The following is a 25,284-nucleotide window of genomic DNA, read 5'->3' on the forward strand; positions in this document are numbered from 1 at the left end:
AGGGCTAGCGGATGGTGAAGGTCAGCGGGTTGGAGATGCCGACGCCGCCGTGGGAGTCGTGGACCCGCACGGTGAAGGTGGACGACGTGCCGGCGGACAGCGGCAGCTGGAACTGGTAGCGCTGTCCGCTGTTGGTCGGTGTCACGGCCAGCTTGGTCGCGCCGAGATACAGCTCCACCCGGCTGACGGGGTCCCCGGGGTCGGTGTCGGTGACGTCGGCAACCAGCGTGACCGTCGTGGGTTCGAGGAAGTACGTCTGCCCACCGGGGGTGCTCAGCGCCGCCGCCGGCGGGTGGTTGGTGCCGGTGGACGGTGGGGTGACCACAGTGACCAGCAGCGGCGGGGCACCGCCGGACAGCGACTGGTCGGTGCCGGCCGAGGCGTACAGCAGGTAGGTGGTGCTGGTCCCGGGAGCGCCGGTCGGGGGTGTCCACTGTGCTTCGAACCGGTCGCCGGTCGTCCGCACTCCCTGGGCCAGCGTGACGCCGTCCACCCGGAACGACACCGAGGTGATGTAGTGGCCGCCACCCACGGTCGCGGTCACCGCGAGCGGGACGGGGCCCGGCGCGGTGTACACCGCGCCGACGGCCGGACTGACCCAGTGGACGATCGCCGGGTAGTCGGCGACCGGCGGCGAGGTGGTCGGCCCGGTCGGTGTCCTGCTGGGCAGGACCCCGCCGGTGCAGGCGACGCCGTTGAGCGTGAACGACGCCGGGACGGGGTTGCTGCCGAACCAGGCACCGACGAAACCGATGTTCACGGAGCCGTTGGTGCCCAGGGTCGCGTTCCAGCCCAGGTTGGTCGCGCTGACCTGCTGGCCGGACTGGGCCCAGGTGGCGCTCCAGGTCTGGGCGATCTGCTGGTCGACGGCGGGGAACGCGAACCGCAGCGTCCAGCCGTTGACCGGCTCGCCCACGTTGGTGACCGCGACGTCGGCGTGGAAGCCGCCGGTCCACTGGCTGGTGACGACGTAGTCCACCCGGCACCCGGCGGCCGCGTTCGCCGCACTGGCGTGCGAGACCGCGGCCATCATCGCGACCATGGCAACAACGACGGCGAACACCGCCGTCAGCGACTTCCGCATGGCACCCCTCGCCTATAAATCGTTAATCATCGATACGCATGACGACTGTCCTGCCGTTCGGCCTTAGTGTCAAGGCACACCCGGCAGTCCTGCCGCCGGCAGGACATCAGCGCATTCACGCATCAACCGGCTGCGGCGGAAGGGCCGGCGACGACCCCCCGGAGGTAGCGCAGACCGTCCGTGGCGAGACGGTCCTGCGAGGGTGCCAACGGACGCCAGATCGCCGCGGCGGTGGCGATGGTCTCGTTCTCCGCCGTGAACGACTCGATGCAGACCGCACCCCGGTAGCCGGTCTGCCCCAGCACGGCGAAGAAACGCGGCCAGTCGAAGTGGTCCGCCCCGGGAGAGCCCCGGTGCGTCCCACTGACCTGGACGTGCTTGATGTGCCGGCCAGCGGCGGCGAGGGCCGCGTACGGATCGGACTCCTCGATGTTCATGTGGTACGTGTCGATCATGATGCCGACGCTCGACGGCAGTCCGTCGATCAGCTCGACCGTCTGCGCCACGGTGTTGACCACACTCGTCTCGTAGCGGTTCAACGCCTCGACACCGATGCTCACGCCACACTCACCGGCCTGCTCGGCCACCGGCGTCAGCGCTCGCCGGAACTCCGCGTAGCAGGCCGCCCGCGCCGCCGGCGACATCCGCCAGGTGCGGCCGACCGAGGCGTACACCGGGCCGCCGACACAGGGAGCGCCGACGGCCGCCGCGGCCGCCACGCACCCCCTGAGGTACGCGACGGTCGACTCCACGACGGCCGGGGCGGCGTTCACCAGGTCCCGGCCCGGCGGGGTGACCGCGCAGACGCCGGCCGCGACGAGGCCGTGCGCGGCCAGCAGGTCCCGGGTGCGCACCGGGTCCCAGTCGCCCGGCTGCTCGATCGGCAACTCGACCGCGTCGAAGCCGAACGAGGCGATCCGGGGGATCAGCTCGGCGAGGGCGTCGTCATCGACCGGCGACGCCCACACCCAGGGGTTCACGCCGATGGCATACACCGGGACTACTTCCAGCGCTGCGGGTAACCGGGCAGGTCGGTGCAGCCGCACATCGCGTAGTGCAGCGGCGGCATGGCCGGGTCGAGATACCGGTCCAGGTTGTCCTGGGTGATGGTCGGCTGGGGCAGCTTCCACGGGCTGGACACCTGCTGGCCGTCGAGGATCCGCAGCGCCGCGATGATCGGCGTACGCCACTGGTAGGTCGGGTAGGTCGGCGCGATCGCGGTGAGGTTCTTGTCCTTCCAGACCTTCAGGAAGTCGAGCTGGTCCTCGCCGTTGATCGGCGGCACCGGCTTGCCTGCGTCCTGGAACGCTTCGACCGCCGCGACGGCGACCGCGCCGGCGTCCATCCAGACGCCGTCGATGGTGCCGTACCGCTGGATGTAGTCGTCGACGATCTTCTTGGTCTTGGCCGGGTCACCATCGGTGAACTCCACCCCCACCACGTCGACCTTGGCCTTGTCGAACGCCACCTTCGCGGCCGACCAGCGGGTCTCCAGCACGTCGACCCCGGGCAGGATGCGCAGGGCGAGGACCTTGCCGCCGGGCTTCATCTTCTGGCTGACGAACTCGGCACCGGCGTGACCGAAGCCGTACCCACCGATGGGGTTGATGAAGGTCACCGGGCACTTGGTGTTGACCCCACGGTCGAAGACGACCACCGGCAGCCCGGCCTGGCACGCCGCCTCGACGGCCGGGGTGAGCGTGGCGGTGGTGTTCGGCGAGACGATCAGCGCGTCACAGCCCTTACCGAGCAGGTCGTTGATGTCCGCGATCTGCTTCTGGTCCTTGCCCTCGGCGTCGACGTGCACGAACTCCTTGATGCGGCTCTTCTGTGCCTCGACCTCGGCCTGCATCGTCTTGAACCCGACCTGCCGCCACGGGTTGTTCAGCGCCGCGTTCGAGAAGCAGATCTTGTGCGGACCGGCCTTCTTGAACTTCGCCGTGTCCACCATGGTGGGGTTGAGCATCTGCTCCCACGGCTTGTCCGCCGGCCCGGTCGGGGTCGCGCCGAGCAACGCCAACTCGGCGTCGTAGTCGGCCTGCACGAAGAACTTCGACTGTTCCCCGGTCCCCGACCCGGCGGCGGAGGAGGAGGAACCGCCCGAGGGGCCCGCGCCCGGTTCGTCGGTGGCGCAGGCGGTGAGGGACAGCAGGGTGACAGCGGCCAGCGCCGCCATGGAACGTCGCACTATGGTTTCCCCTTATCGTGACGAAGAACGGGTTGCCGAGACCGCCACGGCGAGCAGGATGATCGCGCCCTGGACGGTGGACCGGAGGGCGCCGGAGACGCCGTAGAAGTTCATGAGGGCGAACAGCAGTTCGAGGGTCAGCGCGCCGAGCATCGCGCCGACGACCGAGCCGCGACCCCCGCCCAGCGCGACGCCGCCGAGGACGACCGCGGTGATCGCCCCGAACTCCAGGCCCGCGCCGGCCTGGAACGACACCCCGCTGTAGCCGCCCAGCAGGATCGCCGCCACCGCCGCCGCGAGCCCGCTGAGGATGAAGGCGACGGTCCGGGTACGCCAGACCCGCACCCCGCTCAGCTGCGCGGTGCGCGGGTTGTCGCCGACGGCGACCAGGGTCCGGCCGAAGTCCGACCGCATCAACACCACCGCGAGCACCGCGACGGCCAGCAGGACCAGCAGCGCGTACGGCACCCGACCGAGCAGCGGCACGTCCTCGACGGCCCGCCGCCCGAACCGCCGGAACTCCTCGGAGAGCCCACCCTTGGGCGCGCCGTCGGACCACAGGTAGACCGCGCCGACCAGGATCAGGAACATGCCCAGGGTGGTGATGAACGACGGCACCCGCAGACGGGTCGTGATCAGGCCGTTGACCAGCCCGACCAACGCGCCGAAGGCGAGCAGGAGCAGCACCACCGGCCAGGTCCGGGCCGGATCGCTGTCGATCAGCCGGGCCGCGACCACCACCTGCGCGGTGACCAGCGAACCGACGGACAGGTCGAACTCGCCGGAGACGATCACGAAGTACTGCCCGGCGGCGAGCAGGATGATCGGCGCCGACCGGCCGAGGAAGGACATCAACGACGGCGGATCGAGGAAACTGGGCTGCCGGATGCCGACGAGCACCAGGAGCACCGCGAGGATGGCCAGGATCGGCAGCACCCCGCCGGGACGGAGCCGGACGCGGCGCGGTGGCAGCGGACGACGCTGGACGATCTGCATGGTCAGGACGCCGCCTTTCGCAGGGTCCGACGGGCGTAGACGGCGACCGCGGCGATGATGATGACGCCCCGGATCACCTGCTTGAAGAAGGCGTCCACCTCGAGCTGGTTGAAGATCGCGTCGATGCTGGCGAGCAGCAGCACTCCCCCGACCGTGCCGACCACGCCGCCACGCCCACCGGCGAGCAGGGTCCCGCCGATCACCACCGCGGCGATCGACTCCAGGTCGTAGAGGCCCTCGGTGCCGACCCGGGGCGCGCCCGAGCCGAGCCGGCTGGCGAGGTAGACCCCGGCGAGTCCGGCACACAGCGAGCACAGCACGTGGGCGGCGACCAGGACCCGGTCGTTGCGGACGCCGGAGAGCCGGGCGACCTCCGGATCACCGCCGACGGCGACCAGGTGGTGGCCGAACCGGGTCCGGGACAGCACGAACCAGGCGGCCCCGGTCACGGCGAGCAGCAGCAGGAACGACAGCGGCACCGGGCCGACGCGCTGATAGCCGAGGGACTGCACGAGGCTGGGCGAGGTGACGCCGGCCGGGCCGTCGTAGTTGCTGTCGAGATACCCCTTGAGCAGTAACCCGACGCCGAGGGTGGCGATGAACGCGTTGATCCGGAACTTGGTCACGAGCAGCCCGTTGAGCAACCCCACACCGGCGCTGACCGCGAGCGCCAGGCCGATCGCCGGCAGCAGCGCGCCGTCGCTGCCGTTCATCGTCTCGGCCGCGACGAGGGTGCTGAGACTGATCACGTACGCCACGGAGAGGTCGAGCGAACCACCGAGAATGACCAGGGTCTGACCGACCGCGACGAACCCGAGGCCGGCAGCCACGTGCAGCAGGCTCACCGTCGTGGACTGGTTGAACAGCTGACCGCCGTCGACCAGGACGACCAGCCAGCCGATCGCAAGGGTGATGGTCAGGGCCACGAACACGCCCGGTACGGGACGTCGGGCCGGCAACAGCGACAGAACGCTCACCGGTCGGTCTCCGTTCGCGACTGCGGGGCTCGCAAACCCGGCTCACTCCTCGCGCTCACCGGCCCACTCTTCGTTCGCGACTGCGGGGCTCGCAAACCCGGCTCACTCCTCGCGCTCACCGGTCGGTCTCCGTGACGTGGCCGACGGCCAGGGCTACGACGTCCTCCTCGGTGGCGGCGGCGGGCAGTTCGCCGGCGATCCGGCCGTCGCGCATGACGACGATCCGGTCGCTCATCCCCAGCAGTTCGGGCAGGTCCGACGAGATCATCAACACGGCAGCGCCGTCGCGGGCGAGGCGGCGGACGAGATCGTGGATGGCCGACTTCGCCCCCACGTCGATGCCCCGGGTCGGCTCGTCGAAGAGCAGGACCTGCGGGTCGAGCGCGAGCCAGCGGGCCAGCACGACCTTCTGCTGGTTGCCCCCCGACAGGAAGCGGATCTCCTGGTCGTCGCCGGCGGCGCGGACCTCGACGCTGGCGAGCAGTTCCCGCACCCGTCGGGTCCGGGCGGCGCGACCGGAGCGGGCCGCGAAGACGGCACGACTGGCCAGCAGCGCGTTGTCGAGCACCGACTGCCGGGGCACGATCCCCTCGCCCTTGCGGTCCTCGGTGACGTAGGCGATGCCGGCCCGCATCGCGGTACGCGGTGAACGCAGCCGGACCGGTCTGCCGTCCAGGGTCACGTCGCCGGTGGTGAACGGGGCGACACCGAAGAGCGCACGGGCCAGCGCGGACCGCCCGGAGCCCTGCAGGCCACCGACGCCGAGCACCTCCCCGGCCCGGAGCTGGAGATCGACGCCCCGAAGCTTGCGGTTTCCCGCGTCGCGGACGGTGATCCGGACCGGGCCGCGGTCGGCGGGGCCGGCCCGGTCGGGGTAGTAGCTGGACAACTCCCGGCCGACCATGTGCCGGACCAGGTCGTCGGTGCTGGTGTCGGTGGTGTTCACGGTGGTGACCCGGCGGCCGTCCTTGAGGACGGTGATCCGACCGGACAGGTCGAAGACCTCGGTGAGCCGGTGCGAGACGTACAGCAGGCCGATGCCCCGGTGCTGGAGTCGGCGCACCAACCCGTAGAGCAGTTCGACCTCGTGGTCGGCCAGTGCTGCGGTGGGCTCGTCCATGATGAGCACCCGGGCGTCCAGGGCGAGCGCTTTGGCGATCTCGACGACCTGCTGCTGGGCGACGCCGAGCTGTCCCACCCGGGCGTCGGGCGCGAGGGTGGTCTCCCCGATCGAGGCGAGCAACCGACCGGTGCGCTCGCGCATCGCCCGACGGTCCACCAACCCCCGCCGCACCGGTTCGTGTCCCAGGTGGACGTTCTCCGCGACGGTGCGCTCCGGCAGCAGGTTGAACTCCTGGTGGATGATGCCGATCCCGGCCCGCTGGGCGTCGCGCGGGCTCCGGAAGACCCGTGGTGCGCCGGCGACCTCGACGGTGCCGCCGTCCGGGGCGTAGCCACCCGAGACGATCTTCATGAGGGTGGACTTCCCGGCGCCGTTCTCACCGACGACGGCGTGCACCTCACCCGGCGCGACGTCGAGGTCGACGCCGTCGAGGACGCGCACCCCGAAGAACGACTTGCCGATGCCCCGCAGGGTGAGCAGCGGTGCCGGTGGCGGATCTGGCATTCCGAAAACCCTCACAGAAAGTAGTCATCGATGCGGTACGTACCCCACGTCCGGCTTGTGCGAGGGGCGCGGCGGGACGACTTTCGCCGCCTACCACAAGTGCTTACGTCTCGGCGAAGCAAACTTTCCTTGACATCGACGAAACATCACACGTATGAAGATAGATGTTTCGATGCGTGTCCACAATCCTCCTCTCGACGCAATTCCCAGGCCCACCCCTCCACCCGGCACGGAAGCCGCACCGGGCCTCGCGGGCGGCTGCCGCCAGCCCGTCGAAACATCGAACCCACCCGCATCCGTTGACACTCATCGATGACTGAACGATCCTGACCTCGCGGCCACGGCCGATAGCACCACCGAAGTCACTCTCCGTGACGCTTTACGGGTCTGACGGCCGTTACGGCGGACGGCACGACGACCCGAGCAGCACACCCGTGCCCTTCGCGTGCACAGGCACCCCCCTGACGCGCCGACGGACCCACGGCCACCACCGGAGTTGCCCGCCGAAAACTAGGAGACGGCATGCGTCGCACCACACTGCTCATCGCCATGATCGCCGGCCTGTTACTGTCACTCGGCCTCGCACCACCCGCCTCGGCGGCCCCGGCCTTCCGCGCCCTGCTGTTCACCAAGACGGTGGGCTACCGGCACGACTCGATCCCCGCCGGGATCAGCATGTTCCAGCAGCAGGCGGCGGCCAACAACTTCGAGTTGGTGCAGACCGAGGACTCCAGCGTCTTCACCCCGGCCAACCTCGCCACCTTCGACGTGATCATCATGTTCCAGACCTCCGGCATGGTCTGGACCTCGGCCGCCCAACGCCAGGCCGTGGAGGGCTACCTGGCCAGCGGCAAGGGCATCGTCGGCATCCACAACGCCCTGGACATGGGCATCGAGGGCGAGTACCCCTGGTGGGACCAGACCCTCAACGGTGGCGCCCACATGCCCGAGCACTCCCCTGGTGTGCTGCCCGGCACCGCCATCGTCGCCGACAAGCAGCACCCGTCGACGACCGGCCTGCCGGACCGCTGGAGCCGCAGCGAGGAGTGGTACAACTTCGACGCCAACCCGCGCGGCAACGTGCACGTCCTGGTGACCGCCGACGAGCGCACCTACAACCCGGGGTCCCGGGCGATGGGCCCGGACCACCCGATCTCCTGGTGCCGTAACGCCGCTGGCGGACGGGTGTGGGCCACCGCGATGGGCCACGCGATCGCCTCCTACAGCGAGACGAACTTCCGCAACCACGTCCTCGGCGGCGTGAAGTGGGCCGCCGGCAACCAACCCGGCGACTGCGGCGGCACCGTCTGGAGCAACTTCGAAAAGCGCACCCTGGACGACAACACGGTCGACCCGATGGCCCTGGCCGTGCTGCCGGACGGTCGGGTCATGTACATCCAGCGCGGTGGCCAGGTCAAGATCTTCAAGCCCGCCACCAACAGCACCGTGACCGCCGGCACCCTGAGCGTCTACACCGGCGGCGAGGACGGTCTCACCGGCCTGGCGCTGGACCCGAGCTTCGCCACCAACGGGTACGTGTACCTGTACCACTCACCGGCGAGCAGCAGCACCGACGTCAACCGCGTCTCCCGCTACACGCTCTCCGGCGACACCCTCAACCTGTCCACCGAGGCCCGGATCATCGACATCCCGGCGTACCGGGACCGTACCTTCCCCGAACCCGGTCACACCGGTGGCTACATCGACTTCGGCCCGGACGGGAACCTCTACATCGGCACCGGCGACGACACGCCGCCGAACCTCGACCCCAACTGGCAGGGCTACGCCCCGCTGGACTGGCGGTCCGGCAAGTCCAACCTGGACGCCGCCCGCAGCGCCGGCAACACCAACGACCTGCGCGGCAAGCTGCTGCGCATCCGCCCCTCGGCGACCGGCGGCTACACCGTCCCGACGGGCAACCTCTACCCCCAGGGCACGGCGCAGACCCGGCCCGAGATCTACGCGATGGGCTTCCGCAACCCGTTCCGGTTCTCGATCGACCCGGCCAACGGCTGGGTCTACCTGGCCGACTACGGACCGGACCGCAACCCGCCCACCACCAACCGCGGCCCCGAGGGCCTGGTCGAGCTGAACGTGATCAAGCAGCCCGGCAACTACGGGTGGCCGTTCTGCCACGGTGACAACCAGCCCTACGCGCCGTTCAACCCGGACACCGGCGTCGTCGGCGCCAAGTTCAACTGCAACGCCCCGGTCAACAACTCGCCCAACAACACCGGCCTGACCAGCCTGCGACCGGTCGTCGCGCCCAACATGTGGTACGGCTACGGCACCTCGTCGAACTTCCCGGAGCTCGGTTCCGGCGGCTCCGGGCCGATGGGCGGGCCGGTCTACCGGTACGATCCGGCGAACCCGTCCGCCACCAAGTTCCCGGCCTACTACGACGGCGTGCACTTCTTCTACGAGTGGTCGCGCAGCTACATCAAGGAGGTGCACTTCGACTCCGCCACGGCGGTGACCCGCACCAACTCGTTCCTGCCCGGGGGCCGGTTCAACAAGCCGATGGACCTGGAGTTCGGCAAGGACGGCTCGCTCTACGTGCTGGAGTGGGGCACCAACTTCGGTGGTGGCAACAGCGACTCCGGGCTCTACCGGATCGACTACATCCAGGGCGGCCGGTCGCCGATCGCCAAGGCCGTCGGCACGCCCACCAGCGGCCTCGCCCCGCTGAACGTCCAGTTCAGCAGCGCCGGCACCGCCGACCCGGACGCGGGCAACACGCTCAGCTACCAGTGGACGTTCGGGGACGGCACCACCTCCACGGCGGCCAACCCGTCGCACGTCTACACCACCAACGGCAATTACACGGCGCAGTTGAAGGTCACCGACAACACCGGCAAGACGGGCTTCGCCAACGTCCAGATCACCGTCGGCAACTCCGCGCCGGTGGTCACCATCACCACACCGGCCAACGGCGGCATGCTCACCTTCGGTGACAAGGTGTCGTACCAGATCAGCGTCACCGATCCGGACGGCGGCACTGTCGACTGCTCCAAGGTGCTCCTGAACCCGGCGTTGGGTCACGACGACCACGCGCACGAGACCACCGAGTACCCGGGCTGCTCGGGCACCATCTCCACCGACCTGCTCGGTGGGCACCCGGACGGCGCCAACCTGTTCTACGTGTTGAACGCGCGGTACACCGACAGCGGTGGCCCGGGCGGCTCGTCCCCGCTCACCGGCACCGCGCAGGCGATCCTCCAGCCCAAGCACAAGCAGGCCGAGTACTTCAGCAGCCAGTCCGGCATCCGGGTGGTCGACGAGGCCAGCGCGGAGAGCACCAAGCGGGTCGGTGACATCTCCAACAACGACTGGATCGCGTTCAACCCGATGAGCCTGTCGGGCATCTCGACGGTCAGCTACCGGTTGTCGTCGCCGTCCGGTGGCGCTTCGATCGAACTGCGGGCCGACTCCCCGACCGGCACCCTGCTGGCCACCACCACGGTGCCCAACACCGGTGGCTGGAACAACTACCAGTCCACCGCGCCGGTGAGCGTGTCCGCGCTGTCCGGGACACACCCGCTCTACCTGGTGTTCAAGAGCAGCGCGAACAACGCGTTCGACCTCGACTCGCACACCTTCGGCGGGAATGGTGTCGGCACTCCCGGCACCGGCACCGGCACCGGTGTGGCCGGGAAGACCTGGACGCTCACCGCCCTGCACAGCGGGAAGCTGATGGACGTCAGTGGCGTCTCCACCGCCGACGGCGCCCAGCTCACCCAGTGGGCGGCCACCGGTGGCAACAACCAGAAGTGGCAGGCCGTGGATGCCGGTAGCGGCGCGGTCTACCTGAAGGCGGTGCACAGCAACAAGTGCGCCGAGGTGATCGGCGGCTCCACCACGGCGGGCGCGTTCCTCCAGCAGGCCACCTGCAACAACAGCAACCAGCAGAAGTTCACCGCGACGGCGACCACGACCACCGGGGTCTACACGGTGCGCAACGTACAGAGCGGGCTCTGCCTGGACGTCAACGGTGGCGCCACCACCGACGGCGCCCGGCTGCTGCAGTGGACCTGCCACAGCGCCACCAACCAGCAGTGGCGGTTCACCCTGGCGTGACGCACCACCCGCCGCCCTGACGGTGGGCTGAGGGGGCCGGCTCCGACACCCGGGGCCGGCCCCCGCTGGCTGTGCTGACGGCCCCGGCCGGGGCGGCGGGTGGCGGACGCCACCCGGGTGGCTCCACCTGCTGGTCGACCCCGCGGCGTCCGGATCTGGCCGATGTGCGGGCGTCGAGCTGACGTGATCGACGTAGCGATGCGCGACCCCCGCCGTTCGTCTCGGGTGTCCGACTCAACTGTGCGGTTAGGCGTATACGCCTATAGGCTGTTCGGGTGCCTTCGAACGCGACACAGAACAGCCTGGTGTTGCCGATGCTCGGGCTCCTCGTCGAGGAGCCGGCGCATGGCTACGACATCACGACACGCCTACGCCAGCGGTACGGGCACCTCTCGGTCACCCGCAGCACGGTCACGTCCCTGCTGAAGACGCTCGAGAAGGCAGGCCTGATCTCCTCCCGGCTCCCCGAACGAGTGGGCAACCGGCCACCGCGTACGGCCTACGAGTTGACCTCGGCGGGCCTCGCCGACTTCCGCCACAGGGTCGAGGCCGGGGTGCGCGACTCCGTAGCGGCGTCCGTGGACTTCGTCATGGCGGTCGCCTACGTCGGAGTTCTCCCGATCGACCAGGCGGCGTCCATCCTGGATGGTCGCGCCGACCGGCTCGACCAGGAACTGGCTGCCCTTTCGGGGCTGCCCGACGGTGACGTACTCGAAGTGCACATGCTCGAAGTCGCCTACTGGCGCACCATCGTCGCCGCCGAAGTCGCCTGGATCAGGAACCTGGTACGGCGGATCCGGTCACACGAGATCAGCTGGCCAGCCCAGCAAACCGACCAGCATCGGAGTGCGCAAGCGTGAAGTTCGGTATCTATCCGGGCGGGCGGGCCGGCACGGTCTGCTCCCACCCACCCGATGTCGCCGCGATCCGCCACCTCGTCGACGACATCGCGGGCGGTCGCCCCTTCGTCGTCCGCGAGTACGTGCACTTCTTCGGCGACGCGACACCGCCGGACGTGGTCACCTCACTCGGAGCCGAACACGAACTTGCGCACCTCACGATGCCCGACGGATGGTACGTCGAGGGAAACCGCGAACTGGACCTCGTGCTCAGCTACCTCCCCCGGACCGCCGACCTCTCCGGATGGCTGGCCTTCCTCGACACTGTCATCGACCGCTACGGTCACCTGACGCGGTACCTCCAGGTGACGCTTGAGCCTAACTTCCCCATCCCACTCATCGACGGAAGCGCACCCGGCGTGCTCGAAGCCCTGACCTTCGGCGTCCCGCACGCCCGCACCGCACTGGACCGGCGGGGTCTCCAGCACGTGCGGATCGGTTTCTCCGTCGCCGAACCACCGGAATGGTTGGGCGGCGACGACCAGTTCTGGTCGTCCCTGTCCTCGGTGCCATACCAGGACTTCGCGGCCCACGTCGACTACGTCGGCCTGGGCCTGTACCCCGACGCCTTCTCGCCCGTCGCGCCGCGGGGCAACCCGGGAGATACCGCATCCCTCACCACCCACGCCCTGCACCACGTGCGGGGTCGGTCGCTGCCCCGCGCGCACATCCCGCCCACCACTCCCCTCCACATCGTCGAGAACGGCACCCCGAGCGGGTCACCCCGCACCGAGCAGGCACAGCGCGACTCACTGTCGGACATGCTCGGCGTCATCCTCACCGAACAGGAGTCTCTGAACATCACCCACTACGAACTGTTCAGCCTCAGGGACGCCGACAGCAGTTCCACGGAACCCACCGGGACACTGGGCATCGTCACCGACACCTACCGGCCCAAGCCCGCTCTCGCCGTCTACCGCGACATCGTCCGCAGCGCCGGCCAGCCGCCTGCTACCCCACATCCCTGAGCGGCGGACCGGGACGCAGCAAGCACTCGCCCGCGCCAGACCCGAACGAGCATGCAACCCTGCCAGAACGTCCACGCCGCCGCGCTGAGAACGGAAGGTCGAATAGTCGCCTCAGATGCAACTCGGCCTGATTGGCACAGGGATCGGCAGGGCCCGCTGTGCGGGCCCTGCCGACCGGTGGTGCAGGTGCTGTTCAGTTGATCGCTCTGGGCGACCTACGTCGGGTCACCCCGGAGGTCGGGAACCTCCGTGGCCCGCCGGCGGGCCGTCAGCGCTGCCGCGTCAACAGCCCCGGCCGGTACGGCAACAGGCCGTAGTCGACGCCGCTGGAGCTGGGGGAACGGCCCTGGTAGAGCAGTTGCAGGTTGCACGGGTCGATGGTCATGGTCTGGTCGGCGCTGGTGCGCAGCAGCTCACCGTGGCTGATGTCGTTGGTCCAGGTCGCGCCGCTGTTGGCCTTGCCCGCGAACGGGTTGTTGTAGGTCGTCGCGTTCGGCGTCCAGGTGCCGCTCAGGCTGGTCGCCGTGAACGAGCGGAAGTAGCGCTCCCAGGAGCTGGTCCTGGCCTCGACGATCATCAGGTACTGGTTCTGGCCCTGCACCTTGTAGACCTGCGGCGCCTCGAACAGGTTTTCCGAGGTGTCGCTCATGATGGTCGTGTAGCTGGAGCCGAAGTTGCCGGGGAAGTTCCCGATCGGCATGCTGGCCCGGTAGATCTTGCCGTTGTCGCCGGCGAAGAACAGGTACATGTTCTGGCCGTCACCGATCACCGTCTGGTCGATCGGGCCGGTGCCCGAGCCGGTGATGCTCCCGGTGAACATGGCCTGCGCCGCCGACCACCCGTTCGGGTTCGTCGGGTCGTTCGACGTCCGGTAGAAGAAGGCGGCGCCCGCACCCCACTGGTACGTCAACACCCAGATGTTCTTCGGCGCGAAGTAGAACAACGACGGCGCGACAGTGCCGGAGTTCATCCCGTTCTGCGACGCCGACGCCATCTCCGACCAGTTCGTGAAGAGGCCGAAGTTCATCGAGCCCCAGGTATTGCCGAAGTCGTGCGTCGTGGCGTAGACGAGCTGCTTGCCGTTGTACGGCGCGACGGTGAAGTCCTTCAGCGACACCCACCCCGACTTCGGGTTGGCCAACGGACCCGTCGACGACCACCGGTACGACGACGGCAACGTGCAGTTGCCACCCGGCGGCGGGGTCGTCGTGGGCGGCGGGGTGGTGGTGCCACCGACCCGGACGAGCTGCCACTGCTGGTTGGTGCCGTTCCAGTCGGCGTACTGGACGATGTTGGCCCCGTCGGTGGTGGCCGCGCCCTGCACCTCGATGGTCTTGCCGCTGTTGCGGTTGATCAGCTGAATGTAGCCGTCGATGTCCTGGATGCTGAACTGCTGGTTGGTGCCGTTGTTGTCAGTCCACTGCACGATCGCCCCGCCGTCGGCGGTCGACTTGCCGGAGACGTCGAGGACCTTGCCGGACAGCCTCGACTTCAGCCGGTAGTAGCCGCCGCCGGAGTCGACGAACTGCCACTGCTGCTGGCTGCCGTCGTTGCGGGTCCACTGGGTGATCCGGGCCCCGTCGGTGGTGGCCAGGTTGTACACGTCGAGGGCCTTGCCGCTGTTGCGGTTGACCAGCACGTACGAGGCGCCGGTGTCGATCGTGGCGGCGGCGGCCTCGGTCGTGCTGGTCGCGACGACGATCCCGCCGCTCAGGGCGGTCAGGATCGCGGTGGCCGCCGGTAGCAACCATCGCCGACGCCGCAGGCCGGCACGGCGCAACGCCGGACCGGATTGGTCAGCCTGGAGATGCATGGAGGGTGCTCCTTCATGAGGACGGGTGGAGCTTCGGGGTCCCTGCGCGGTGGCCTGCGGTGACACGGTCGCCGAGGCCGGGGTGGTGTGGTCGACCCGCGTTCGTCGGGCGCTCCTTCGTCGAGACAGGAACCGACCGGGCAATGTGAACGCTCACATCGACAGGTATTCGACGATTACTGCGTGGGCGGGCAGGTGGGGGCGAATGAGCCGGCCGGGACCCATTCAGATCCGGCGATGTTACCAGAGCATTTCGGGCGGCTCAAGGGCCGCTCAGCAGGCCTGCCCGCGCCGGCCACCACCCCGCTGGCCGGCGCAACCAGGGTGATCTCGAGCGGAATGTTAACGCTCACGCATGTGCTGCGGACGGACACCGACTCCGGCCCCCGACCACGGGCCCCGCCATCCGGGAGGAGACCCGGATCCCTTCCGATCCGATGGGTGGTGTGTCATCTTCGATGGATGTGGGTCGGTGGCCGCGCGGGCGGACGAGGGCGCGCCCGGGCACGCAGGCACGGGGCGGAAGCACTGTGTCGTTGACCGGCGGGGTGCAGCGGTCCACCGGCGCCCGACCCCGCACGGGGCTTGCCGTCGGTCTGCTGGCCGTCGCCCTGCTGGCGCTGGTCGGGGGCCTCGCGTACGCCGCCCTGCTGCACGTCCAGGGGGCGAAGATCCGCCATGAGCTGGACTGGGCGATGGTGCACGGCCGCCCGGCCGACCCGTCCGGCTGCACCTGGATCTTCGGGGGCGCGAGCGACACCGGGCACGCCGGTGCGCCGCCGGCCGGTTTCCCGCAGCACGCGGCCATCCATGCCGTGGCCCGCACCGGCCGCCCGCAGGTCGACCAGGTGGCCCGCAACGGCACCGTCTACCACGTCCGCACGCAGCTGCGCGGCGACGAGGTGGTCCAGGTGGTCTTCGACGCCCGTTTCCAGCTCGCCGAGCGGCAATACCTGCTCTGGGGGGTGTCGGCTGCCGCGGTGGCGGTCCTGGTCGCGGCCACCGCGACCGACCTTCGGCTGCGTCGGCGGTCGGTGCAGCCGCTGACCGAGGCGCTCGACCGGCAACGTCGCTTCGTCGCCGACGCCAGCCACGAACTGCGCGCCCCGATCACCCGGGTGCACACGGCGGCGCAGTTGCTGGCGCAGCGGTCGACCTGCACCGACACCGCAGCCGACCGGCAGGACCTGGACCGGCTGCTGCGCACCACCCGGCTGCTCGGGGAGATCGTCGACGAGCTGCTCCTGTCGGCCCGGCTGGCCGACCCGTCGGCGGTGACCCGGCCGTCGGCTCCGGTCGACCTGGCCGCGCTCGTCGTCGACGCGGTCGAGGCCGACGCGCCGCGCGCCGCCGCACACGGCGTGACGCTCACCGTTGCCGGCGCGGACGCCCCGGTCCCGGTCCACGGCGTCGGGCCCGCGCTGCGCCGGGTGGTGACGGAGCTGCTGACGAACGCCCTGCACCACACCCCGGCCGATGGTCGGGTCGAGGTGCGGTTGCGTCCGGCGTCCGCGGGCCACGTCGAGCTGGTGGTCAGCGACTCGGGCCGGGGGCTCGACCCCCGGCACACCGAACGGATCTTCGACCGGTTCCACCGGGGTCCCGGGGCCGGGGACCGCCGGGTCGGGCTCGGGCTGGCCCTGATCCGCGAGGTGGTCACCGCGCACGGCGGCACGATCAGCGCCGCCGGCCGGCCGGGGACGGGAGCCACCTTCACCGTACGGCTGCCGGTGCGCGGCGGGGGGCGGGCCGGGTCACCGCCACCGGACGTCGACCCCGGCGCGGCCCGGTGGCCCTTCTGCTGGTGGGGGGCCCACCGCGACCGGTCGGCGCAGGAACACGAGTGGAGCAGATTCTGACCGGCGAAATATTCCACCGGTCAACCTTCGCCCGATTCGGTGCGACCATGAACGGATGACCGACCCGCCGGCCCCGGCGCACGGCCCGCTGCTGCTCGTCGAGGACGACGCGGAACTCGCCGACATGCTGGTCGAGCTGTTCCGTCAGGCGGGGTACCGGATCGATCTGGCCCGGGACGGCCAACGGGGCCTGCACCTGGCCCTGCGCGGCCCGTACCAGGTGATCATGTTGGACCGTCGGCTGCCGGCGATCGACGGCGTCGACCTGCTCATCCGGCTGCGGCGCTGCGCGGTCGCCGCCCGGGTGCTCATGCTCAGCGCCCTGGCCGATCCCGACGAGCGCATCCGGGGCCTGGACGCGGGCGCCGACGACTACCTGCCGAAGCCGTTCGAGGTGCCGGAACTGATGGCCCGGGTCCGGGCGCTGACCCGTCGCCGCTACGACGGGGCCGAGCTGATCCCGATCGGGGCCGGGCAGCTCGACCTGGCCCAGCGGGGGGTACGGCTGCCCGACGGCCGGGAGGTGACGCTCAGCGGGCGGGAGTTCGAGCTGATCCGGCTGCTCGCCACCCAGCCCCGGATGGTGCACAGCCGCAGCCAGCTACGCGGGCGGGTCTTCGGTGCCGACCGGACCGAGGCGGTGGTCGACACGTACGTGCACTACCTGCGGCGCAAGCTCGGCGACCGGGTGGTCCGCACGGTGCACGGACTCGGCTACCAGATCGGCGCGCTGTGAGGCGGCGGCCCGGGACCGGCGGGTCCCGGGCCGCCGGGGCGGCTCAGCGGCCCGCGAACCGGGCCGGGCGCTTGTCCAGGAAGGCGGCCATGCCCTCCCGCTGGTCCTCGGTGGCGAACAGGGCGTGGAAGGCCCGCCGCTCGAACAGCACCCCGGCGTGCACGCCGACCTCCTCGGCCTGCCGGACCGCCTCCCGGGCCAGCAGCGTCGCCAGCTTCGGGTGCCCGGCGACCACCGCCGCCGCGGCCTGGGCCTCCGCCAGCAGCCGCTGCGTCGGCACCACCCGCGACACCAGGCCGTACCGCTCCGCCTCCGCCGCGTCGAGCTGCCGCCCGGTGAGGACCAGGTCCATCGCCCGGGCCACGCCGACCAGCCGGGTCAGCCGCTGGGTGCCGCCGATGCCGGGCATCACCCCCAGGCGCAGCTCCGGCTGCCCGAACCGGGCGTTCTCCGCCGCGAAGATCAGGTCACACATCATCGCCAGCTCACACCCGCCGCCGAGGGCGTAGCCGGCCACCGCCGCGATCTTCGGGGTACGCAGCGCGGCGAACGCGTCCCAGCCCGCGAAGTGGTCCTCCAGCGCCACGTCCAGGAAGGACTTGCCCGCCATCTCCCGGATGTCGGCGCCGGCCGCGAAGACCTGCTCCGATCCGGTGATCACGAAGCAGCCGACGCCCGGATCGCGGTCCAGCGGTTGCAGCGCCTCCACCAGTTCCGTCAGCAGCGCCGTGTCCAGCGCGTTGCGCACCTCGGGGCGGCACAGCCGCACCGTGACCACCCGGTCGTCCTTCTCCACGGTGATCCTCATCGTCGCCTCCATGTCGTCAGGAATCCCAGATGGCGCCGTACGCGGGCACCCCGCGTTCCTCCATGCCCCGCACCACCTGCCAGGTGAGCGGGCGGTTCGAGATGCAGATGACCGCCTCCGCGTCGAACTCGCGGTACGCCTGCCAGGCCAGCCGCAGCATGTCGGGCTTGCCGTCGCGGGCGGTGTCCCACAGCAACGCGTCGGGCTGGTGGGCGAGGATCTCGTCGACCAGGTCGGCACCGAAGGTCTCCCGGTGCCGGCGGGCCACCCAGACCAGGCGGGCCGGCACCTGTTCGGCCAGCAGGTGCGGCAGCACCGGGCCGATCCCGCTGCCGGTCGCCACGTACACCACCCGCCGGAACAGCGTCTCGATGTTGGCCACCCCGGCGGTGCTGATCCCCTTCACCCAGACCCGCTCCGGCGCGTCGTCGATGAACCGCCCGGTCCAGTCGCCCGCCCGGGAGACGGTCAGCCGGAATCCGCTGCGGCCCGGCGTCGGCACGTTGGCGAAGGAGTGCCATTCCCACAGTGGGCTGCGGCTCACCGCGGTGGATGAGCCGGGGAACGGGGTCACCCCGTGGTCGAAGTGGACCAGCGCCACGTGCGCGGAGGGGCGTTCGACCACGACCGGCACCCGGCGCAGCCGCAACCAGGGCAGGACGATGCTGGTGGTCAGCACCGCGAGCACCCCGCCCTGCGGGGAGGCGGCCAGCGCGGCCGGCCCGCCGGCCAGGAAGCCGGCCTGCACCCAGAGCAGCAGCAGGACCGCCCAACCGCCGAGCCGGTGGGTGCGTTCGAACAGGTCGTGCCGGCGGGCCCGCACCGGTGGCAGCGCGGTGCCGACGACCGCCAGCAGCAGGACGGCGACGGCGTACCCGGTGACCAGCGCCCCGGCGGATCCGTCGCCGACGGTCAGTGCGCCGAGTTGCGCCAGGAACCAGGCGGTCCCGGCCAGTGCCGCGCCGACGTGCAACCCACCGAAGTGGTAGACCTTGCCCAGCGTCGCGCGGACCCGTAGCGGCCAGTGGGTGGGCGCCCGGGTGGCCAGCCAGAAGAGCAGGTTGACCACGTACTGCTGGCGCACCAGCACCGCCAGCGCCACGTTCGCCAGTGCGGCGGAGCCCAGCGCGTCGGGCGCGTCGGGGCCACTCCACCAGCCGGCGGTCAGCCCGTACGCCAGCAACGCGAGGTTGGTCGCGCCGACCGCCGCGACCAGGCGGTGGTGGTGCATGAACCGGGGATGGGCCAGGATCCGGCGCAGCGCCGAGACCGGCGGTGGCGGCACGTCGCCGATCGCGGTCGCCGCCACGGTACGCGGGCCTGCGGGCGGGGCCGGCTGCGATCGGAGGGGGGTGGTGGTCACGCCGCCGCCTCCTCGATGTGCGCCCACTGCCACCGCAGGTCGAGGGCGGTCCGGCGCAGCGCGTCCCGGTCGACCTTGCCCCGTCCGGTCATCGGCAGCTCCGCCAGCGGGTGCACGGCCGCCGGCACGCAGTAGTAGGGCAGCGCGGCGGCCACCGTGTCCCGGCACCGCTGCGGGTCCAACTCCGCCGGGGCGACGAAGGAGACCAGGTCCCGGTCGGTCAGCCGGAGCGTGACCGCCAGCCGGCAACCGGGCACCGTCTCCAGCACGGTGGAGACCGCGTCCAGCTCGACCCGGAAGCCCCGGACCTTCACCTGGTCATCGGTGCGGCCCAGGTGTTCCAGTTCCCCGTCGGCACGCCAGCGGCCCCGGTCTCGGGTGCGGAACATCAGCCGGCCGCCACCCAGGAACGGGTCCGGGGCGTACCGCTCGGCGTTGAGCGCGGCGTTGTCCAGGTAGCCGGCGGAGACGCAGCCGCCGCCGGCCCACATCTCGCCGACCTCGCCGATGCGGCAGGGCCGACCGTCGGCGTCGAGGACGTAGACGGTGTTGTTCGGCGTCGGCCGGCCGATGGTGAGCGCCCCGCCGGGCCGGTGCCGGTGCATGGTGTTGACGATGGTGGTCTCGGTCGGCCCGCAGCAGTTGTAGAAGACCCGGCCGGCGGCCCACCGGTCGGCCAGCGGGCGCGGGCAGGGCTCCCCCGCCACGGCGACCACCCGTACCCGGTCGCACCGGTCCAGGTCGATCCGGCCGAGCACCGACGGGGTGGCGATCACCACGTCGGCGCGGGCGGCGGTGGCGGTGAGGTCCCGGTCGCGCACGAGCAGGGTGCCACCGTTGGCGAGGCAGCCCAGGATCTCCCAGGCCGCCATGTCGAAGGCGACGTTGAGCAGCTGGGCGACCCGCCGGCCCGGCCGTATCCCCAGGTTGCCCGGGGCGGTGAGCAGGATGTTGGCCACGTTGCCGTGGGTGACGGTGACGCCGTTCGGGGTGCCCGTGGTGCCGGAGGTGAACAGCACGTAGCAGCCGTCGTCGGCGCGTACCGGCCGGTCCGGGACGGGGGCGGTCAGGTGCCGGCCCGGTGGCAGCGGCTCGGCCATCACCTCGTCGACCGCGAGCCGGGCCACCCCGGGCAGCGCCGGCACCGCGTCCAGGGTGGCCGAGGTGGTCAGCACCACCCGGCACCGGGCGGCCGAGGCGACCTGCCGCAACTGCGCGGTGGGCGCGACCCGGACGTCCTGCGGGACGTAGGCCGCCCCCGCCTTCAGCGCCGCCAGGATCCCCACCAGCATCGGGATGGACCGGCTGGCGAAGACGCCCACGGTGTCCCCGGTCCGTACGCCGAGGGCGGCGAGCCGGGCGGCGAGCCGGTTGGCCTGGCGGTCCAGCTCGCGGTAGCCGATCCGTACCCCGAGGTGCTCGGCCGCGACGGCGTCCGGGGTGGTGGCGGCCCAGTGCGCGAACGCCTGGTGGATGCGCAGGTCCGGCGCGGGTGTCAGCGGGCCCTGGCCGAACCGGTGGAAGAGCCGGCGTTCGCGTGGTGGGAGCTGGTCCAGCAGGGGTCCCCGCCAGCCGTCCGGCGCGGTGGGGAGGGTGCGCGTCGCCGGGTCGTCGATCGTGCGGGGCTGTCGTACGGACATGGGCTGCTCCTGTTCTGACCAGCCGCCCTGCGCGGCGATCAGGATCGATGTTCGCCAATGCAGATGGGAAATCTCTTAGATCCGGGGCGCGGCACGACCACTGCGGCCGGGGCGGCCCGGCGGCGGAGGGGGCGTGGGGCGGCGCGCGCACCGGCGCGTACCAGAAAAAATACGGCCATCGATGTTACGTTCTTTCCGGCACCGCACGGACGACGCCCCCGCGCCGCGTCCTCGCGATCGCGCCTGCCGGCGAGGGCCGCCCGGCCGACCCCTCGGCCCGCTGACGGCTGCCGCGAGCCCATTGATAGGACGTCTGTCCGCCACCCAATCCGGGGAGTCGGGCACACCGCCGGGATATCCCGCACTCGGGATCGACATGCCAGGCATTGACGCTGGACATTGAAAACTCTAACGTCTGATGTCTTGCCACAACGCAGGCACAGCGCCACCACCCCGCTGTGGACGGTCACCGTCTGATCCGCGCAGCCCCTCCGACGCGGGAGCCGCCACGATCCCCACGGGTTGCGGCGACCCGCTCCGGACACTCCCTGAGGAACGGAGCGAACACGATGAACCACAGACATCTGTTGAGCGCGGGACTGACGGTGCTGCTCGGCGCGACGGCCGCCCTCACCGCCGGCTGCGGTGACCGGTCGGGCGACGCGACCGGATCGGGTGGCGGCAAGCCGCTCGTCGGGGTCGACTACCCCCGCTCGGACACCGACTTCTGGAACTCCTACATCAAGTATGTGCCGCAGTCCGCCGACGAGTTGGGGGTCGAACTCAAGACCACCAACTCGCAGAACGACATCGCGAACCTCATCTCCAACGCCCAGACCTTCATGAGCCAGGGCGTCAAGGGGGTGGTGATGGCCCCGCAGGACACCGCCGCCATCGCGCCGACCCTGAGCCAACTGGAAAGCCGCAAGATCCCGGTGGTCACCATCGACACCCGGCCCGACAGCGGCACGGTGTTCATGGTGGTACGCGCCGACAACCGCGCCTACGGCACCAAGGCGTGCCAGTTCCTGGGCACCAAGCTCGGCGGCCGGGGCAAGGTCGTCATGCTCCAGGGCGGCCTGGACTCGATCAACGGTCGGGACCGCACCGAGGCGTTCAACGAGTGCATGGGCAAGGAGTTCCCCGGCATCAAGGTCTTCGGTGAGGCGACCGACTGGAAGGCCGACGTGGCGGCGTCGAAGCTGCAGACCCGCTTTGCGTCCGACCCGGACATCAAGGGCGTCTACATGCAGTCCTCGTTCGCGCTGTCGGGCACCCTGCAGATCCTCAAGCAGCGCGGGCTCCAGGTGCCCCCGACCGATCCGAAGCACGTCTTCGTCGTCTCCAACGACGGCATCCCCGAGGAGCTGAAGAACATCGGCGGCGGGTTGATCGACGCCACCGTCAGCCAGCCCGCCGACCTCTACGCCAGATACGGGCTGGAGTACGCCAAGGCGGCGATCGAGGGGAAGACCTTCCAGCCCGGACCCACCGCGCACGGCAGCACCATCATCCAGGTGCGGGAGGGTCTGCTGGAGGACCAGCTTCCGGCCCCCCTGGTGACCCTGGACGGCGCACCGATCGGGGGGCAGCCCACCGTGAAGTTCGACGACCCGTCGCTGTGGGGCCGCAACGCATGAGTGCCACCCCGCACCGCCCCGGCGGCGGGCCGGTCGGCGAGGACCGGCCCGTCGTCGAGGCGGTCGACATCACCAAACGGTTCGGGTCCACGCTCGCCCTGTCCGGGGCGGGAATCATGGTCCGCCCCGGTGAGACCCACGCCCTGGTGGGGCGCAACGGCGCCGGCAAGTCGACGCTGGTCAGCATCCTCACCGGGTTGCAGGCCGCCGACGGCGGCGCGGTCGCCTTCGACGGGCGTCCCGCCCCGCCGCTGGCGGATCGCGACGCCTGGCGGCAGCGGGTGGCGTGCGTCTACCAGAAGTCGACGATCATCCCCACCCTCACCGTGGCGGAAAACCTGTTCCTCAACCGGCACGCGCGCTCCCGCAGCGGACTGATCCGCTGGTCGAGCCTGCGTCGGGAGGCGGAACAGCTGTTGGCCGCCTGGTCGGTCGAGGTCGACGTCCGCCAGCCGGCCTCGACGCTCTCGGTCGAGCAGCGGCAGTTCGTGGAGATCGCCCGCGCGTTGTCCTTCGGCGCCCGGTTCATCATCCTCGACGAACCGACCGCCCAGCTCGACGCCGCCGGCATCCACCGCCTGTTCACCCGGATCCGCGACCTGCGGGCGCACGGCGTGACGTTCCTGTTCATCAGTCACCACCTCCAGGAGATCTACGAGCTGTGCGACCGGGTCACGGTCTTCCGCGACGCCCGGCACATCGTCACCGCCCCGGTCGCCGAGCTGAGCCGGCAGGCACTGGTCGCCGCGATGACCGGAGAGGACGTGACGATGCCGGAGGCCGGCCGCCGACCGCTGACGTCCGACGCGCCCGTGCTGCTGTCGGTGCGTGACCTGGTCACCTCGTCCGGCGCCGAGTTGTCGATGGAGGCCCGGGCGGGCGAGGTCGTCGGCATCGCCGGTGGCGGCGGCAGCGGCAAGGTCGAGGTCGCGGAGGCGATGGTGGGCCTCGCCCGCCCGGCGGGCGGGACGGTCACCCTCGCCGGTCGGGTGTTGCGGCCGGGCAGTGTGCCCGACGCCCTCGCCGCCGGTGTGGGGCTGGTGCCGCAGGACCGGCACCGGGAGGGTCTGGTGCCGTCGCTGTCCATCGCGGAGAACGTCACGATGACCGTGCCGGACCGGGTCGGGCGGTACGGCCTCATCTCGCCGGCCCGTCGCGACGCCCTGGCCAGGGACACGATCGCCGACCTGACGATCAAGGCGGCCGGGCCGCAGGTGCCGGTCTCCGAGCTGTCCGGCGGCAACCAGCAGAAGGTCGTCATGGGCCGGGCGCTGGCCAACGACCCGCAGTTGCTGGTGCTCATCACGCCGACCGCCGGGGTCGACGTGCGGTCCAAGCAGACCCTGCTCGGGGTCGTCGAGGACGTGCGTCGGCGGGGCGCCGCCGTGCTGGTGGTCTCCGACGAACTCGACGATCTGCGCAACTGCGATCGGGTGCTGGTGATGTTCCAGGGTCGGGTCGTCGGCGAGATGGCCCACGGCTGGAGCGACAACGATCTGGTAGCCGCCATGGAAGGGGTGGACCTCCACCATGTCTGAAACGCTGTCCACCGGGAAGGCGTCGCCTCCGGTGCCACCACCGACCCGCCCGCCGTCGCGGCACCTGGCCCTCGCCCGGCTGCGGGACCTGGCACTGGTGCCGGCGATCATCGCGGTGGCGATCGTCGGGTGGATCATCAGCCCGGTCTTCCTGAGCACCGACAACATCGTCAACGTGCTGCAGAGCATGTCGGAGATCGCCATCCTGGTGCTGGCGCAGACCATCGTGCTGATCACCGGCAAGATGGACCTGTCGCTGGAGTCCACCTTCGGGCTCGCCCCGGGCATCGCCGCCTGGTTGGTCATCGATCCCGCGCTCACCCGGGGTCTGGGGCTCGGCCTGCTGCCGGACGCCTGGGCGGTCCCGGTGGTGCTGCTCGTCGGCGCCCTCGTCGGGGCCTTCAACGGGCTGCTCATCGTCCGGTTCGGTCTCAACGGCTTCATCGTGACGCTGGGCATGCTCATCATCCTGCGGGGACTGCTCACCGGCATCTCCGGCGGACAGACCTTCTTCGCGCTGCCCGGGTCGATGACGTACCTCGGCTCCACCAGCTGGTTCGGGATACCGGCCTCGATCTGGGTGTCGCTGCTGCTGTTCGCCGTCGGGATCGTGGTGCTCGGTCACACCCGCGCCGGCCGGGCGTTGTACGCCATCGGCGGTAACGCCGACGCGGCCCGGGCGGCGGGCATCCGTACCGACCGGGTGCTGTGGATCGCGCTCATCGTGGCCAGCGTGCTCGCCGCCCTCGCCGGGTTGCTGATCAGCGGCCGGCTGGCGGCGGTGCCGGCGGCCCAGGGCGACGGCGCGATCTTCCAGGTGTTCGCGGCGGCGGTGATCGGCGGGGTCAGCCTCAACGGCGGCAAGGGCAGCGTCTTCGGCGCGTTCACCGGCGTCCTGCTGCTCTTCATGATCATTAATGTGCTGACCCTGGCCGGCGTGCCCGCCCAGTGGACGAACTTCCTCAACGGCGCCGTCATCCTGGTCGCCCTGGTGGTCTCCCGCATCACCGGCGGCAAGGCACAGACCTGAACCGGCCCGGTCCGCCGGGACCCCACGAGGTAGGCCCACGA

The 25,284-nt window shown here is 70.8% G+C and carries 18 protein-coding genes; 8 read left to right on the forward strand and 10 right to left on the reverse strand.

Going from position 1 to position 25,284, the window contains the following annotated elements:
• Positions 1–4 precede the first annotated feature (4 nt).
• The 6 genes from ACQP1S_RS19825 to ACQP1S_RS19850 form a co-directional block, all read right to left on the reverse strand.
• Entirely contained in the window at positions 5–1,084 is a 1,080-nt protein-coding gene (locus tag ACQP1S_RS19825) for a cellulose binding domain-containing protein (protein WP_091252556.1), read from the reverse strand.
• A gap of 122 nt (positions 1,085–1,206) precedes the next feature.
• On the reverse strand, positions 1,207–2,064 hold the full coding sequence (locus ACQP1S_RS19830) for a sugar phosphate isomerase/epimerase family protein (protein ID WP_432897583.1): 858 nt from the start codon (positions 2,062–2,064) through the stop codon (positions 1,207–1,209).
• Between the two features lie 20 nt (positions 2,065–2,084).
• Positions 2,085–3,272, reverse strand: coding sequence for a substrate-binding domain-containing protein (locus ACQP1S_RS19835; RefSeq protein ID WP_245722788.1), 1,188 nt, complete (start codon positions 3,270–3,272; stop codon positions 2,085–2,087).
• A 12-nt stretch (positions 3,273–3,284) separates the two neighbouring features.
• Complete coding sequence (locus ACQP1S_RS19840; RefSeq protein ID WP_432897588.1) at positions 3,285–4,268, reverse strand: ABC transporter permease; 984 nt, start codon at positions 4,266–4,268, stop codon at positions 3,285–3,287.
• Between the two features lie 2 nt (positions 4,269–4,270).
• The gene (locus ACQP1S_RS19845) at positions 4,271–5,245 is read right to left on the reverse strand and encodes an ABC transporter permease (protein WP_432897591.1); all 975 of its coding nucleotides are present in this window, start codon (positions 5,243–5,245) and stop codon (positions 4,271–4,273) included.
• Positions 5,246–5,360: 115 nt separating this feature from the next.
• Positions 5,361–6,872, reverse strand: coding sequence for a sugar ABC transporter ATP-binding protein (locus ACQP1S_RS19850; protein ID WP_432897594.1), 1,512 nt, complete (start codon positions 6,870–6,872; stop codon positions 5,361–5,363).
• A gap of 522 nt (positions 6,873–7,394) precedes the next feature.
• Here ACQP1S_RS19850 and ACQP1S_RS19855 point away from each other — a divergent pair.
• The 3 genes from ACQP1S_RS19855 (at position 7,395) to ACQP1S_RS19865 (ending at position 12,816) form a co-directional block, all read left to right on the forward strand.
• A complete protein-coding gene (locus ACQP1S_RS19855; protein ID WP_432897597.1) occupies positions 7,395–10,949 on the forward strand; it encodes a ThuA domain-containing protein in 3,555 nt (1,184 codons plus the stop codon).
• A 275-nt stretch (positions 10,950–11,224) separates the two neighbouring features.
• Positions 11,225–11,809: a PadR family transcriptional regulator gene (locus ACQP1S_RS19860; RefSeq protein ID WP_432897600.1), complete on the forward strand. Its 585-nt coding sequence runs from the start codon at positions 11,225–11,227 to the stop codon at positions 11,807–11,809.
• The gene (locus ACQP1S_RS19865; protein WP_432897603.1) at positions 11,806–12,816 is read left to right on the forward strand and encodes a hypothetical protein; all 1,011 of its coding nucleotides are present in this window, start codon (positions 11,806–11,808) and stop codon (positions 12,814–12,816) included. Before ACQP1S_RS19860 ends, ACQP1S_RS19865 begins: the two co-directional genes overlap by 4 nt.
• Before the next feature lie 268 nt (positions 12,817–13,084).
• On the opposite strand, the gene ACQP1S_RS19870 is transcribed toward ACQP1S_RS19865, so the two are convergent.
• Positions 13,085–14,629, reverse strand: a complete 1,545-nt coding sequence (locus tag ACQP1S_RS19870) for a non-reducing end alpha-L-arabinofuranosidase family hydrolase (RefSeq protein WP_432897606.1) — start codon at positions 14,627–14,629, stop codon at positions 13,085–13,087.
• 530 nt (positions 14,630–15,159) lie between these two features.
• On the opposite strand from ACQP1S_RS19870, the gene ACQP1S_RS19875 reads away from it, so the two are divergent.
• Positions 15,160–16,488: a sensor histidine kinase gene (locus ACQP1S_RS19875; RefSeq protein ID WP_432897609.1), complete on the forward strand. Its 1,329-nt coding sequence runs from the start codon at positions 15,160–15,162 to the stop codon at positions 16,486–16,488.
• A gap of 55 nt (positions 16,489–16,543) precedes the next feature.
• Positions 16,544–17,224, forward strand: a complete 681-nt coding sequence (locus tag ACQP1S_RS19880) for a response regulator transcription factor (protein WP_091252582.1) — start codon at positions 16,544–16,546, stop codon at positions 17,222–17,224.
• A gap of 43 nt (positions 17,225–17,267) precedes the next feature.
• Here the strand turns inward: ACQP1S_RS19880 and ACQP1S_RS19885 are convergent, their stop codons facing one another.
• Genes ACQP1S_RS19885 through ACQP1S_RS19895 form a run of 3 tightly spaced genes read right to left on the reverse strand, consistent with a single transcriptional unit; the run spans position 17,268 to position 21,035 of the window.
• Complete coding sequence (locus ACQP1S_RS19885; protein ID WP_432897613.1) at positions 17,268–18,032, reverse strand: enoyl-CoA hydratase-related protein; 765 nt, start codon at positions 18,030–18,032, stop codon at positions 17,268–17,270.
• Between the two features lie 16 nt (positions 18,033–18,048).
• Positions 18,049–19,395 carry a hypothetical protein gene (locus ACQP1S_RS19890; protein ID WP_432897616.1) on the reverse strand — a complete coding sequence of 449 codons (1,347 nt, stop codon included), beginning with the start codon at positions 19,393–19,395 and terminating at the stop codon, positions 18,049–18,051.
• Positions 19,392–21,035, reverse strand: a complete 1,644-nt coding sequence (locus ACQP1S_RS19895; protein ID WP_432897619.1) for an amino acid adenylation domain-containing protein — start codon at positions 21,033–21,035, stop codon at positions 19,392–19,394. The genes ACQP1S_RS19890 and ACQP1S_RS19895 overlap by 4 nt, the downstream gene beginning before the upstream one ends.
• Before the next feature lie 569 nt (positions 21,036–21,604).
• Between ACQP1S_RS19895 and ACQP1S_RS19900 the strand changes: the two genes are divergently transcribed.
• Genes ACQP1S_RS19900 through ACQP1S_RS19910 form a run of 3 tightly spaced genes read left to right on the forward strand, consistent with a single transcriptional unit; the run spans position 21,605 to position 25,243 of the window.
• A complete protein-coding gene (locus ACQP1S_RS19900; RefSeq protein WP_432897622.1) occupies positions 21,605–22,675 on the forward strand; it encodes a sugar ABC transporter substrate-binding protein in 1,071 nt (356 codons plus the stop codon).
• Positions 22,672–24,213, forward strand: a complete 1,542-nt coding sequence (locus ACQP1S_RS19905) for a sugar ABC transporter ATP-binding protein (protein WP_432897625.1) — start codon at positions 22,672–22,674, stop codon at positions 24,211–24,213. Before ACQP1S_RS19900 ends, ACQP1S_RS19905 begins: the two co-directional genes overlap by 4 nt.
• Positions 24,206–25,243, forward strand: coding sequence for an ABC transporter permease (locus ACQP1S_RS19910; RefSeq protein WP_432897627.1), 1,038 nt, complete (start codon positions 24,206–24,208; stop codon positions 25,241–25,243). The genes ACQP1S_RS19905 and ACQP1S_RS19910 overlap by 8 nt, the downstream gene beginning before the upstream one ends.
• Positions 25,244–25,284: the final 41 nt, after the last annotated feature.

The sequence above is a fragment of the Micromonospora matsumotoense genome, assembly GCF_050951065.1.
GTDB lineage: Bacteria > Actinomycetota > Actinomycetes > Mycobacteriales > Micromonosporaceae > Micromonospora > Micromonospora matsumotoensis.